General features: G+C 59.3%; 12 protein-coding genes. 8 read left to right on the top strand and 4 right to left on the bottom strand.

The genetic code is table 11. From position 1 onward, the window contains the following. Window positions 1–59: 59 nt before the first annotated feature. From V6S97_RS16725 to V6S97_RS16755, 7 genes are all read left to right on the top strand, one after another. A complete protein-coding gene (locus V6S97_RS16725; RefSeq protein WP_026372429.1) occupies window positions 60–1,352 on the top strand; it encodes an ABC transporter substrate-binding protein in 1,293 nt (430 codons plus the stop codon). A 180-nt stretch (window positions 1,353–1,532) separates the two neighbouring features. After that, window positions 1,533–2,462 carry an ArsR/SmtB family transcription factor gene (locus V6S97_RS16730; RefSeq protein ID WP_020812829.1) on the top strand — a complete coding sequence of 310 codons (930 nt, stop codon included), beginning with the start codon at window positions 1,533–1,535 and terminating at the stop codon, window positions 2,460–2,462. A gap of 121 nt (window positions 2,463–2,583) precedes the next feature. Next, a complete protein-coding gene (gene arfA, locus V6S97_RS16735) occupies window positions 2,584–4,095 on the top strand; it encodes an arabinosylfuranosidase ArfA (RefSeq protein ID WP_112294024.1) in 1,512 nt (503 codons plus the stop codon). 7 nt (window positions 4,096–4,102) lie between these two features. Beyond that, on the top strand, window positions 4,103–5,176 hold the full coding sequence (locus tag V6S97_RS16740; protein WP_334427554.1) for an ABC transporter ATP-binding protein: 1,074 nt from the start codon (window positions 4,103–4,105) through the stop codon (window positions 5,174–5,176). A 75-nt stretch (window positions 5,177–5,251) separates the two neighbouring features. Continuing rightward, window positions 5,252–6,526, top strand: coding sequence for an extracellular solute-binding protein (locus V6S97_RS16745; protein ID WP_080864974.1), 1,275 nt, complete (start codon window positions 5,252–5,254; stop codon window positions 6,524–6,526). A gap of 66 nt (window positions 6,527–6,592) precedes the next feature. Then, the gene (locus V6S97_RS16750; RefSeq protein ID WP_162687303.1) at window positions 6,593–7,477 is read left to right on the top strand and encodes a carbohydrate ABC transporter permease; all 885 of its coding nucleotides are present in this window, start codon (window positions 6,593–6,595) and stop codon (window positions 7,475–7,477) included. After that, window positions 7,474–8,301, top strand: coding sequence for a carbohydrate ABC transporter permease (locus tag V6S97_RS16755; RefSeq protein ID WP_003508186.1), 828 nt, complete (start codon window positions 7,474–7,476; stop codon window positions 8,299–8,301). Before V6S97_RS16750 ends, V6S97_RS16755 begins: the two co-directional genes overlap by 4 nt. A gap of 12 nt (window positions 8,302–8,313) precedes the next feature. Here the strand turns inward: V6S97_RS16755 and V6S97_RS16760 are convergent, their stop codons facing one another. The 4 genes from V6S97_RS16760 to V6S97_RS16775 form a co-directional block, all read right to left on the bottom strand. Continuing rightward, window positions 8,314–9,045 carry an ABC transporter ATP-binding protein gene (locus V6S97_RS16760; RefSeq protein ID WP_112278169.1) on the bottom strand — a complete coding sequence of 244 codons (732 nt, stop codon included), beginning with the start codon at window positions 9,043–9,045 and terminating at the stop codon, window positions 8,314–8,316. Further along, window positions 9,042–9,911 (bottom strand): ABC transporter permease, encoded by an 870-nt coding sequence (locus tag V6S97_RS16765; RefSeq protein WP_112294025.1) that lies wholly within the window; start codon window positions 9,909–9,911, stop codon window positions 9,042–9,044. Before V6S97_RS16765 ends, V6S97_RS16760 begins: the two co-directional genes overlap by 4 nt. Next, on the bottom strand, window positions 9,908–10,903 hold the full coding sequence (locus V6S97_RS16770; RefSeq protein ID WP_112278171.1) for an aliphatic sulfonate ABC transporter substrate-binding protein: 996 nt from the start codon (window positions 10,901–10,903) through the stop codon (window positions 9,908–9,910). The genes V6S97_RS16765 and V6S97_RS16770 overlap by 4 nt, the downstream gene beginning before the upstream one ends. Before the next feature lie 149 nt (window positions 10,904–11,052). Continuing rightward, entirely contained in the window at window positions 11,053–12,381 is a 1,329-nt protein-coding gene (locus tag V6S97_RS16775) for an LLM class flavin-dependent oxidoreductase (protein ID WP_020812837.1), read from the bottom strand. Between V6S97_RS16775 and V6S97_RS16780 the strand changes: the two genes are divergently transcribed. Further along, window positions 12,358–12,558 (top strand): hypothetical protein, encoded by a 201-nt coding sequence (locus tag V6S97_RS16780; protein WP_060726495.1) that lies wholly within the window; start codon window positions 12,358–12,360, stop codon window positions 12,556–12,558. The genes V6S97_RS16775 and V6S97_RS16780 overlap by 24 nt on opposite strands. Window positions 12,559–12,677: the final 119 nt, after the last annotated feature.

The following is a 12,677-nucleotide window of genomic DNA, read 5'->3' as shown; positions in this document are numbered from 1 at the left end:
AGAAAATTTGCAAGAATTTAAGTAGTCAGTGAAAAATTTGCAAAACGCGGGAGGAGCAGATGCAAACTATCGACAGACGTGGATTTTTGGTGACGGCGGCGCTGGCCGGTCTCGGCGTGGCGGCGGGCGGTTTTCGCGCGGCTGCGGCTGAGACGAGGCTTCGCTGCGTATGGTGGGGATCTGCCGACCGCAGCAAGCGCACCAACGACGTGATCGCCCTTTACCAGAAGGCGAACCCGCAGACGGAGATCAGCGGTGAAATGATCGCCGGTTCCGATTACTGGACCAAGCTCGCGACATCGATGGCGGGACGGAACGTCGCCGACATCTTCCAGCTCGAACCTTCCACCATTGCCGATTATTCCGGCCGTGGCGCCTGCATGGAGCTGGACCAGTTCGTCGGCAAGTCGCTTGATCTTTCCACCTTCGGCAAAAGCGAGGTCGATCTCTGCCGTATCGATGGCAAGCTTTACGGCGTCGGCCTCGGGCTGAATTCCTTCTGCATGATGTATGACGCCGATACGCTGAAGGAAGCCGGCGTTTCCGTGCCGCAGGATCAGATCACCTGGAAGGCGCTGGCGGAACTGGCGCGTGATTTCAAGAAGAACGGCCCGGCAAAACGAAACTATTGGGCTGTGCCCTATGGTGCGCGTTATCATTATGTTTTCGATGTCTGGCTGCGCCAGCGCGGCAAGCTTCTGTTTCAGGACGGCACCATCGGCTTCAACAAGGAAGATGCGAAGGAATGGTTCGCCTATTGGGAGGACCTGCGCGAGAACAAGCTCTGCGTTTCCGCCGATATCCAGACGCGTGACGACAATACCATCGAATCCAACGCCCTGACGCTTGGCAATTCGGCCATTGGTTTTGCCTATTCCAACCAGCTGGTCGGTTATCAGAAGCTCAATAAACAGACGCTGTCCATCGGTATGCTGCCGGGTGAGGGGGCGGGCAAGCCGACCGGGCACTATTACCGGCCGGGCCTTATCTGGTCCATTTCGTCCACCTCGACCAATGCGGAGGCGGCGGCGAAATTCATCAACTTCTTCGTCAATGATCTCGAGGCGGGCAAGGTGCTCGGCGTCGAGCGTGGCGTGCCGCCGGCCAAGGTCGTGCGGGAAGCATTGTTGCCGAGCCTCAACGAGACCGAGCGCAAGACGGTGGATTATATCGAAAGCCTGTCGGGCAAGCTCGATTCCTATCCGGAACCCGCCCCGATCGGCGCCAACGAGTTTGACCGTGGCGTGATGCGTCCCATCGCCGATTCGCTCGCCTTCGGCCGCGCCAGCGTGGATGAAGCGGCGCAAAACCTCGTCGACACCGGCACGCGGACCCTGCGCAAGCGCGGCTGACGACGAAACGGGCGCCGCCACACGGAATCGAAGCCGTGTGGCGGTGCTTTTTATGAAGTGCCTGAGATAAATGGCGCTTCACGCCGTTCAAAATGGTCTGTACAACAAACAGTACTGGACAAGTATATGGCATTTAAGCCAGAAATTCTGATCTGGATCGATAAATCTGAAGATTAGAATATGGCGCCCAATTTCCTTCTCGTTGATGCTGAAAAAGAGTTTGATGTCCTGAAAGCGGCGGCGTCGCTGATCCGCGTGCAGATATTGAAGCTGCTGCACGAGGCGAGCGGCCTGAATGTCAACGAAATTGCGCAGAGGCTGGATTTGCCGCAGTCCACCGTTTCCGCCGGCGTGGCCGTTCTCGAGGAGGCGGGGCTGCTGCGAACCGAGACGCGCAAGGCGCGCAAGGGCAACCAGAAAATCTGCTTTGCCACCTGTGATGAACTCATCGTTTCCTTCCGGAAACCCGAGGCGCCGGCGGCATCAAATTACATCGCGGTCGCCATGCCGCTCGGCCTTTATACCCAGAGTTCGGTCACCGCGCCCTGCGGTATCTGCTCGCCGGAGGGCATTATCGGCCTTCTTGATGTGCCCGATACTTTCATGGATCCAGACCGGATGAAGACGGCGCTGCTGTGGTTGACATCGGGTTTTGTGGAGTATCAATTCCCCAATAATGCCAAGATTCAAGGGCGTAGCGTCGAGGAAATAGAGTTTTCGATGGAGGTCAGTTCCGAGGTGCCGGGAACGCACAGTGACTGGCCGTCCGACATCACGCTGTCCGTCAACGGCAGGGAAATCGGTGTGTGGACCTCGCCCGGCGACTTCGGCGACAAGCGGGGCGTATTTACGCCAGACTGGTGGAAACTCTCCGGTTCCCAATACGGCATGCTCAAGACCTGGCGCATCACCGCGCAGGGAACCTATGTTGACGGAACCCGGATTTCGGATGTGACGCTGGCAGATATCGATCTGGCCAGCCACCGCTCCATCCGGTTGCGCATCGAGGTCAAGGCTGATGCAAAACATCCAGGCGGGCTGAATATCTTTGGCCGCGGCTTCGGAAATTACGATCAGGACATCGTCCTGCGCCTGCGCACCGCTGACTGATCCAGCCAATTTTCAAAAGTATGATTTTCGCGGTTGACAGGCGCGGATTCCCTCGGCAACTATATTATCAAATATGGTTCATATCATATTTTAAGATATAAATGCGCAGGGAGGAGAGCCTATGAAAGCGCGGGTTTCAGTCCACCGGGACTTCCGGATTGGGCGTATCGACGATCGTCTGTATTCCGCCTTCATCGAGCATATGGGGCGTGCGATCTATGGCGGGATTTATGAGCCCGGCCATCCGCAGGCGGACGCGAACGGCTTCCGCAAGGACGTCCTGAAATTTGTTCAGGACCTGAAAATTCCGGCCATCCGTTATCCCGGCGGCAACTTCGTTTCGGCCTATCGCTGGGAAGACGGCATCGGGCCGCGCGACCAGCGCCCCATCCGCCTCGACCTCGCATGGCGCTCCAAGGAAACCAACCAGATCGGCATCAACGAGTTCGCCGACTGGGCGCAGATGGCTGGTATCGAGATGATGCTCGCCGTCAATCTTGGTTCTCGTGGTCTGGATGACGCCCGTAATTTCCTTGAATATGTGAATTTTCCGGGCGGCACCGCGCTTAGCGATCTGCGCCGCAGCCACGGCACGGAAAAACCCCACGACGTGAAAATGTGGTGCCTCGGCAACGAGATGGACGGCCCCTGGCAGATCGGCCACAAGACCGCGGTGGAATATGGCCGCCTGGCGAACGAAACCGCCAAGGCCTTCAAGGGCTTCGATCCGACGATTGAAGCCATCGTCTGCGGTAGTTCCAATGACGGTATGCCGACCTATCCCGAATGGGAACGCGAGGTGCTGGAGGAATGCTACGAGAATGTCGATCACATCTCGCTGCACAAATATTTCGGCAATAACAGCCGCGACACGCTGAATTATTTCGGCAAGATCGAGGAGACCGGGCGTTACATCCAGACCATCGCCGGCGTCATCGATTATGTGAAGGCGAAGAAGCGCGCCAAGAACGATGTTTCCATCTGCTTCGACGAATGGAACGTCTGGTATCACATCCGCGACGAGGACGGCAAACGCATCAAGAGCTGGGACTGGCCGGAAGCGCCGGCACTTCTGGAAGAGACATACAACTTCGAAGATGCGCTTTTTGTCGCCGGCCTGCTCAACGAGTTCATCCGCCGTTCGGACCGCGTGCGCATCGCCTGCATCGCCCAGCTCGTCAACGTCATCGCCCCCATCCGGGCGGAAAAGAACGGGCCGGCCTGGCGTCAGACGATCTATTATCCCTATCAGTTCGCCTCGCTTTATGGCCGTGGCGTTGCGCTGAATGTTGCGGTCGATTGCCCGACTTATGATTGCAACGCGGCCGATGACGTCAAATATCTGGATGTCGCCGGTGTCTATGACGAGGCGGAAGGCATGGTGACGCTGTTCGTGCTCAATCGTTATCTGACCGAGGCGGCAGAGATCAATGTCAGCCTCACTGGCTTCTCCTCGGCCACGCTCGACCTGCATCTGGCCATGGCGGGATATGACCTGCGCGTCGGTAATGGTCCGGATCAGCCGGATCGTGTCGTGCCGGTGCCCGGCAGCGGCGTCGGCGTCGAGGACGGGGCGCTGAAGGGTTCCGTGCCGGCGCTGTCATACCATGTGCTGCGGCTGAAGGTTCAGTGAGGCGGCCATGGGTGTCCGTCTCAACAATATCGCCAAGTCCTTCGGATCCTTCGCCGCGATCCGGGATGTCTCGATGGAAATCCCGACCGGTAGCTTTGCGGTTTTCGTCGGGCCTTCCGGCTGCGGAAAATCCACGCTGCTGCGCATGATCGCTGGTCTTGAGGAGACCAGCGGCGGGCATATCGCCATCGACGACCGCGATGTCACGGCCGTCGAACCGGCCGATCGCGGTGTCGCGATGGTGTTCCAGAACTATGCGCTTTATCCGCATCTCAGCGTGTTCGAGAACATGGCCTTCAGCCTGCGTCTCGCGCGCCGCCCGAAAGCGGAGGTGAATGAGAGGGTGGGCGAGGCTGCCCGCATCCTGCAGCTCGAAGACCATCTGCATAAAAAGCCTTCGCAGCTTTCCGGCGGCCAGCGGCAGCGTGTGGCGATAGGCCGCGCGATCGTGCGGCAGCCGAAGGTCTTCCTCTTCGATGAGCCGCTGTCGAACCTCGATGCGGAACTGCGTGTCCAGATGCGTCTGGAGCTGACCCGGCTTCATCGCAAGCTCGGCGCCACGATGATCTATGTCACGCATGACCAGGTGGAAGCCATGACGCTTGCGGACAAGATCTTCGTGCTGAAGGGCGGTGTGGTGCAGCAGGCCGGTGCACCGCTTACCCTTTATGACGATCCGGATAACCGTTTCGTGGCGGGTTTCATCGGCTCGCCGGCGATGAACTTCCTGCAGGCGGAAATTGTCGAGCAGGCAAACGGCGTGGTGACGCTTTCGCTCGATGGCGGCCAGAGACATCTCGAAGCGCGGCTTTCGCAGCCTGTTTCCGCCGGCCAGCGGGTCGAAATAGGCGTTCGGCCCGAACATCTGATGATTTCGCAGGACGGCGCCCTGCCTGTCAATGTCGAGGTGACGGAGGAGCTGGGTGATGTCTCCTACCTCTATACCCGCGCGTCGTCAGGCAAGGAAATCATCGTGCAGCGGCAGGGTTCGCGCGAAAGTCTGGACGGCCGGTCCGTGTCGCTGAGCGCCTCGCCCGACCATATTCTGGTTTTCGACACGGATGGCAAAAGGTTGCGATAGGCGCGAGGAGGCGTCTTTCGATGCAGCAGACCGCCTCTTCAAGGGGTGTTTCCACATAAACGGGAGGAGTGAACGATGCGATTGATCAAGACATTGCTTGTTGGCACGGTTCTGGGTTTGACCGCCCTGCCGGCGCTGGCCAAACAGGATATCGTCTGGTGGGACTTTCTGTCCGGCGGTGACGGCGTGCGCATGAAGGCGCTGATCGATGCCTTCAACAAGGAGCACCCGGATATCCAGGTCAAGGGGACGACGCTGGAATGGGGCGTTCCCTTCTATACCAAGGTGCGGACCGCCTCTGCCGTCGGGGAGGGGCCTGATGTCATGACCTACCACCTGTCGCGTGCGCCGCTCGCCCTGCAGGAAAAGGTGCTGAGCGAGATTACCGACAAGGATCTCGAGGAGGCCGGCCTGAAGAAAGACGATTTCTTCGGCGCGCCGCTTGAAGCGGCGACCCATGACGGCAAGCTTTATGCCGTGCCCTTCGATATTCACGCGCTTGTTCTTTATTACAATGCCGATCTCCTGAAAGGCTCGCCCTACCTCGATGCCGAAGGCAAGTTGACCGGCATCCAGACGATGGATGATTTTGAAAAGGCGCTGGCCTGGGCGAAGGAAAAGGGTGTCCAAACGCCGGTCACCTATCAGTCCGGCGGCGAAGCCGGTGTCTGGCGCGTCTTTTACACCCTGTTCTCGCAGCAGGGCGGCGAACTCGTCACCAATGGCGAGGTGCTGGCCGGCGACAATGCCGAAAAGGCCGCCAAGGCAATCGACACCATGTCGAAATGGCGCGAAAACGGCTGGGCGCCGGAACAGGCTGAGTATCCAGCCTCCGTTGCGCTCTTTTCCGCCGGAAAATCTGCCTTCCAGCTGAACGGTGTCTGGGAAGTGCCGACCTACAAGGACCTGGAGAAAAACGGCAAGCTGGGCTTCAAGTGGAGCGCGGTCGAGGTTCCGCCCTTCATGGGCAAACGCGCCACCTGGGCGGATTCGCACGCTTTCGCCATCCCCAATCAGGGCGACAAGACCGTTTCCGGCGAAAAGCGCGCCGCCGTGATGAAGGTGATCGGCTGGATGGAAAAACACGCCATCAGCTGGGCCGATGCCGGCCATATTCCGGCCTATAAATCGATCACCGAAAGCAGCGAATACAAGGCGATGCAGCCGAACGCCACCTATGCATCGCTGGCGGAAGCGGCGGTGTTCGATCCGAAGACGACGATCACCGGTGTCGCTTCGCCCGCCTATGATGCGGCTCTCAACGTCATCGCCCCGGCCATTCAGGGCTTCATGAGCGGCACGGATGCGGTGGAGCAGATCAGGGAAGAGCTGCAAAGCAAGCTGAAGTAACAGGAAACCTGCCCTCCGGTTTCTGGCCGGAGGGCAGCACGCAATGCAAGGTTCCGGAGACATTCCATGGCTATGATTGAAAACCGGCGCAAGAAATCGCTGATCGCGCTGTCGATGGTGACGCCGTTCATCGTGGTCTTCGTCACCTTCTTCCTTTACCCGCTGATCGAGATGGTCCGCATCAGTTTCACCGATGCGCCGCTGATCGGCGATGGTGACTGGGTGGGGTTCGCGAACTACGCAAAGCTGCTGAGCGACCGTCTCTTCGTCACGTCGCTGAAGAACAACGGCTATTTCGTGCTTCTGACCGTCGTGCCGACGACCGTCATCGCCCTGATGATCGCTCTCGCCGTCAGCCGCCTTTCGGGCGTGAAGCAGACGATCGCCATGAGCCTGTTTTTCCTTCCCTATGTGCTGCCGGTTTCGGTCGTCACGGAAATCTGGGCGTGGATGCTCGATCTGCAGTTCGGCATTCTCCAGCCGGTGATTTCGCTGATTGCCGGCAAGCCGGTCGCGGTTTTCAAGAACCCCTACTGGGTCATGCCGATGGTTGCCGTCGTCACCATCTGGTGGACGAACGGTTTCAACGTGCTGCTGTTCATCGCCGGTTTGCGCAATATTCCGACGGAGCTTTATGAGGCGGCCTCACTTGACGGCGCAACGACGTGGCAGCGCTTCTGGCGGGTGACATGGCCGCTTCTCTGGCCCGTCACCGCGCTCATTCTCACACTGCAACTGATCCTGCAGCTGAAGATATTCGACCAGATCTATCTCCTGAGCGGCGGCGGGCCCTTCAATTCCAGCTTCGTGCTTCTGCTCAAGGTCTATCGCGAGGCGTTCCAGCTGAACAATGGCGGTTACGCTTCCGCCGTCGCCACCGTGCTCTTCCTGCTGATCGTCACCGTTTCCATTCTCCAGTTCCAGTTGCTGCGCATCCGGAGGAACTCATGAGCTTCACGAAAAGACTAGAAAACGTCGTTCTGACCCTGCTGACGTTCTCAGCGGCGCTCGTGTGGATCTTTCCGCTCTATTGGGGTTTCGTGACGTCGTTACGTTCGGACAATAATGTTGCCGGCAACATGTCGCTGCTGCCAGATGAGTTTCAGCTGGGGGCTTATGTGAACGCCCTCTTCAACACGCGGCTGTTGACCTGGTACGTAAATTCCATCGGCACCGCCGCAATCGTCACTGTCTCCGTGCTGCTGATTTCGATGCTGTGCGCCTATGCCCTGTCGCAGATCCGCTTTCCGGGACGGCGTCTGCTTTATGGCATCGTGCTTGCGAGTTTCATGGTGCCGGCGCAGACGCTCGTCGTCACTCAGTTCATCCTGATGAAGAACCTCAACCTCATCAACACCTGGGCGGGCATCATCCTGCCGCAGCTCATCACGCCCATCGTCATCATCGTTTACAAGCAGTTCTTCGACAGCGTGCCGAAGGAGATGCGCGAAGCGGTGGTTCTGGATGGCGGCGGCGAATATACCATCCTGTTCAAGGTCTATCTGCCGCTGAACTGGGGGATCACCACCGCCATGGCGATCGTGACCTTCATTACGGTGTGGAACGCCTTCTTCTGGCCCTTCCTGGTCGTCACCTCTGAAAACATGATGACGATCCCCGTCGGCATCACCCAGGTCAACGACACTTTCGGCATTGTTTATGCGCGCCTGATGGCCATCGCCATGCTGGCGGCGCTGCCGGTCATCATCGCCTATGTCATCTTCCAGCGGCGTGTGACGGAAGCGATCATGATCTCGTCCGGCGTGAAAGGGTGAGGGCGGCGCTGTTCAGATGACGTGGGCATTGTGCAGGGCGGTCAGCACCTCGTTCTTGAGGTCTGCGAGCTCAGGAGACCGCCGGTCGCGCGGGCGCGGCACGTCCACCTCTATCCGCTGCTGGATACGGCCGTCATGGGCGCCCATCATGTAGATCCGGTCACCGAGATAGAGCGCCTCGTCGATATCGTGGGTGACGAGCAGGAAGGAAATGCCGCGCTGTTCAACGAGTTTCAGCACAAGGTCCTGCAACTTCATCCGGGTGAAAGCATCGACCGCACTGAAGGGTTCATCGAGCAGCAGGATGCGCGGTTCTGTATAGAGCGCTCTTGCGATCGCCACACGTTGCGCCATGCCGCCCGAAAGAGCCTTCGGCAGCGCGCCGCCATGGCCGCTCAAACCGACATCGTCAATCAGCCCCTTCACGCGCTCGACATCATATTTCCTGCCGGCCGCATAACCGATGTTTTCGGCAACCGTCAGCCACGGCATCAGGCGGGGTTCCTGAAAGACAAAGGCGATGGGCGGTGAGTCCGATGCCTTCTCCTCGTCTTGCTGAACTCTGACAGCGCCTGAAAAACGCCGGTCGAGGCCGGCGGCGATGCGCAGCAGCGTGCTCTTTCCGCAACCGCTGGGGCCAAGGAGAACCGCCGCTTCGCCATCACCCAGCGTGAGCTGGATATCCTGAAGGATCACCGTGTCGCCGAAAGCCTTTTCGCGCACATCGACATTGAGCAAACTCATCGCAGGCGTCCTTCCTGCTGAAGGGGATAGCTGTCGCGCCAGCGCAGGCAGCGGTCTTCGACAATCTTGAAGAGGCTGTCGGAAATCTTGCCCAGCACCGCAAGGCAGATGATGGCGATCATGACGAGATCAGGCCGGGAAAGCTCCCGCCCGTCGGACAGCATGTAGCCGATACCTTCGGACGCGGCCAGAAGCTCGGCCGCGACGACGCTCAGCCAGGCAAGCGACAGCCCGTAACGCAGGCCCGTGAAGAGATGCGGCAGGGAGGCGGGAATGAAAATCCGCCAAACCAGCACGGGCAGCGGCTGACGATACATCTCGCCAACCTCCACCAGCTTGCGGTCAACATTTCGGATGCCGGAAAAAAGATTGAGGTAGACGGGGAAAAACGCGCTTTTGGCGATCAGCACGATTTTCGAGGTCTCGCCGATGCCGAACCAGATCATCAGCAGCGGCACCCATGCAAGGCTTGGGACCGCCCGCAGCGCCTGAAATGTCGGCTCGAGATAACGCTCGGCGGCGATCACCAGCCCCACCAGCGAACCGACCACGATGGCGAGCAGGGAGCCGATGACGAAGCCGACGAAGACGCGCGCGGTACTGGCCGCAACATTCGTCCACAGGGGACCTTCCGCAAGCCGCAGGAAGGTGTCGTAAAGTTCGGAGGGCGGCGGCAGCACAAAGGGGCTGACCCAGCCGAGGCGGACAAAAAGCTCGAGCAGCAGCAGTGACCCGACCGGCACGATTGCGCCGCGCAGATCAAAGCGGCCAAGGAAATTCCCCACCCTTTGCGCAAGTGGCAACCGGGAAGGGAATTGTTTCGCAGTCTGTTTCACGCGCTGGAATTCGCGCGGATGGGAATTCATGCGCCAAGTGCCTTTTTCGCCGGTGCCGGATCGATCAGCGATGACAGGACAGTGTCGACATTGACGCCCGGGCGCAGGACGTCGTCGCCCAAGAGCGGCGTGACGATGCGGATCGAGCTCAGCAATTCCTCACCGGGAACGGGATCCTTCCAGTCGCGCTTCTCGATCGTCAGCTTGGTGATCTTGGGATCGTTGCCGGTGACCTGCGTGACAAAATCGATGAATTCGCCCTTGTTTTCACGGATCCATTTCTGCGTCTGCACCCAGACGCCAAGAAGCCTGTCGACCGCTTTCGGGTGCTTCGCCAGAAACTCCTCGGAAACGCTGAAGACGCTGCCGTCGCGCCAGCTGCGCTCATCGAAAATCGCCCGGTCGCCCGCAAGCTCGGCCTGGGAGGTATGCGGATCGATGCCGACCCAGGCATCCACCTGACCCTGCTGAAGCGCGTTGAAACCTTCCGGATGCTGCAGGTTCACGACCTTGAGGTCGTCGATGGACAGCTTGTTCTGGTCAAGCGCGCGGACGAGGGTGAAATAGGGCGCGGTGCCCTTGGTCACCGCAATGGTCTTGCCCTTGAGATCGGCGACGGTCTTGACCGGCGAGTCCGGGCGCACCTGAATGATGGAGGAACCGCCCCAGCTCGCCACATAGATCACCTTCAGCGGCACGCCGTTGGCGCGGGCGAGAAAGGCTGATAGTGCGGCCGAGCCGGCAAAATCCGTCGAGCCGACTTTCAGGAATTCGAGCGAATTGTTGCTGCCGCGGGATTGCACCCAGGTGATCTTGGTGCCGACATCCTTGAAAGCCTCCTCAAGCCAGCCCTTGTTCTTTATCAGCAGCGTGTGGGAGGAGTAAAACCCCCAGTCCAGCTTCAGCTCCGCAGGAAATTCCGGCGAACTCTGGGCCAGGGCATTGCCCGTGACAAGTGGTGCTGCGAGCGCGCCTGCAATACCGAATTTGAGGATCTGGCGGCGGGAATGTTCGGCTTTCATATTAATCTACCTAGTTTATGTAATTTGTGTACTTAAAGGGTATGGGCGGGTGTTTTTAAGGTCAATCCGCCGTTCTGGAACCCCATGCCAAACTTTGCGAGCGGCGTGGAAAATCTCCCTACCGCGAGTGCGATTGGCGCGATGGCGCGTTATTCAGGAAAAAAACGATTGGCCGGCCGTTGCAGGCCAAGATGGTCGCGCAATGTCGGCCCCTCATAGTCCTTGCGGAACAGCCCGCGCCTTTGCAACTCCGGCACCACCTGCGTCGTGAAGTCGTCAAGGCCGGCTGGCAGGAAGGGGAAGGTGACATTGAAACCGTCCGAGCCCTCTTCGTGGAGCCATTGCTCCATTTCGTCGGCGATGGTCTTTGGCGTGCCGACAAAGGCAAGACCCGCATAGCCGCCCAGCCGTTGGGCGAGCTGGCGCACCGTCAGGGCTTCGCTTCGGGCAAGCTCGATGACCCTTTCGCGGCTGGATTTGCTGGCATTGGTCTCGGGAATATCAGGCAGGGGGCTATCGGGATCGAAACCCGAAACATCGTGGCCGAGCGCAATGGAAAGCGAGGCGATTGCGCTGTCATAATGGACAAGGCTGTCGAGCCTGGCGCGTTTGGCCTTTGCCTCTTCCACACTGTCACCCACGAGAACGAAAGCGCCGGGCAGGATGACAATTCCGTCGCGGGAGCGACCCACCGCGACGGTCCTGTCCTTGACGTCCTTATAGAAGGCCTTTCCTGCCGCAAGCGTGGGTGTTGCGGCAAAAACGACCTCCGCGGTTTCGGCGGCAAGCTGGCGTCCCGGCTCGGAAGCCCCTGCCTGAACGATAACGGGCCAACCCTGCACCGGGCGCGCGATGTTGAGCGGTCCGCGCACGGAAAATTCGGGGCCCTTGTGGTCCAGCACATGCATCTTATCGGGATCGAAGAACAGCCCGCTATCGACATCCCGGATAAAGGCGTCGTCCGAGAAGGAATCCCAGAGGCCGGTGACGACATCGTAAAATTCCCGCGCACGGCCATAGCGCTCTGCATGGTCAGGCTGTTCCTCGCGGCCGAAATTCCGGGCTGCGTCGGGATTTGACGTGGTGACGATGTTCCAGCCGGCGCGGCCATTGCTGAGGTGATCGAGCGAGGCGAAACGCCTGGCGACGTGATAGGGCTCATCGAATGTGGTGGAGGCGGTGGCGACCAGCCCGATGCGGGAGGTGACGGCGGCGAGCGCCGAAAGCAGGGTGAAGGGCTCAAAGGAGGTGACGGTATGGCTGCGGCGCAACGCCTCCGTGGGCATGTTCAGCACCGCCAGATGATCGGCCATAAAGAATGCATCGAATTTCGCGGCCTCGAGCTGCTGTGCGAAGCGCGCGAGATGGGCGAAACTGAAATTCGCATCCGGGAAGGCGCCCGGATAACGCCATGCACCCGTGTGGAGACTGACGGGCCGCATGAAGGCGCCGAGATGCAGTTTGCGATCATTTGCCATGGCTTCGCTTTCGTTGATGTTTTCGGCTCGCGCGGCGCGTTGCTGATGGCTTTAACTGCAGGCAGGCCTTTGCTTGTCGCGACGATATCCCTGCCGGACGATCGACGCGGCGAAGACTATTCCGATTATGATTTCCGAACCGAAAGATTTTTGCTGAAATTCTGCATTTGGCGGTGATCCCGTGGCGGCAGCCGCTCGGTCATCTTCGAAGTGTAACAGCGGAGTGGCCGCACTAAGATGGGTGGCGGCAAGCATTTCTCTGGCATGCAGATTCTAATTAATATATAGAAATCAAA

This window comes from Agrobacterium sp. CCNWLW155 (genome assembly GCF_036888815.1).
GTDB classification, from domain to species: domain Bacteria; phylum Pseudomonadota; class Alphaproteobacteria; order Rhizobiales; family Rhizobiaceae; genus Agrobacterium; species Agrobacterium radiobacter.
This window is presented reverse-complemented; position numbering and strand designations above follow the sequence as displayed.

Excerpts from the sequence above, each read along its gene's own strand:
- V6S97_RS16765 (WP_112294025.1), bottom strand. The coding sequence starts at position 9,911 with ATGAATTCCCATCCGCGCGAATTCCAGCGCGTGAAACAGACTGCGAAA.
- V6S97_RS16745 (WP_080864974.1), top strand. The coding sequence starts at position 5,252 with ATGCGATTGATCAAGACATTGCTTGTTGGCACGGTTCTGGGTTTGACC.
- arfA (WP_112294024.1), top strand. The coding sequence starts at position 2,584 with ATGAAAGCGCGGGTTTCAGTCCACCGGGACTTCCGGATTGGGCGTATC.
- V6S97_RS16760 (WP_112278169.1), bottom strand. The coding sequence starts at position 9,045 with ATGAGTTTGCTCAATGTCGATGTGCGCGAAAAGGCTTTCGGCGACACG.
- V6S97_RS16750 (WP_162687303.1), top strand. The coding sequence starts at position 6,593 with ATGGCTATGATTGAAAACCGGCGCAAGAAATCGCTGATCGCGCTGTCG.
- V6S97_RS16725 (WP_026372429.1), top strand. The coding sequence starts at position 60 with ATGCAAACTATCGACAGACGTGGATTTTTGGTGACGGCGGCGCTGGCC.
- V6S97_RS16755 (WP_003508186.1), top strand. The coding sequence starts at position 7,474 with ATGAGCTTCACGAAAAGACTAGAAAACGTCGTTCTGACCCTGCTGACG.
- V6S97_RS16770 (WP_112278171.1), bottom strand. The coding sequence starts at position 10,903 with ATGAAAGCCGAACATTCCCGCCGCCAGATCCTCAAATTCGGTATTGCA.
- V6S97_RS16730 (WP_020812829.1), top strand. The coding sequence starts at position 1,533 with ATGGCGCCCAATTTCCTTCTCGTTGATGCTGAAAAAGAGTTTGATGTC.
- V6S97_RS16740 (WP_334427554.1), top strand. The coding sequence starts at position 4,103 with ATGGGTGTCCGTCTCAACAATATCGCCAAGTCCTTCGGATCCTTCGCC.
- V6S97_RS16780 (WP_060726495.1), top strand. The coding sequence starts at position 12,358 with ATGCAGTTTGCGATCATTTGCCATGGCTTCGCTTTCGTTGATGTTTTC.
- V6S97_RS16775 (WP_020812837.1), bottom strand. The coding sequence starts at position 12,381 with ATGGCAAATGATCGCAAACTGCATCTCGGCGCCTTCATGCGGCCCGTC.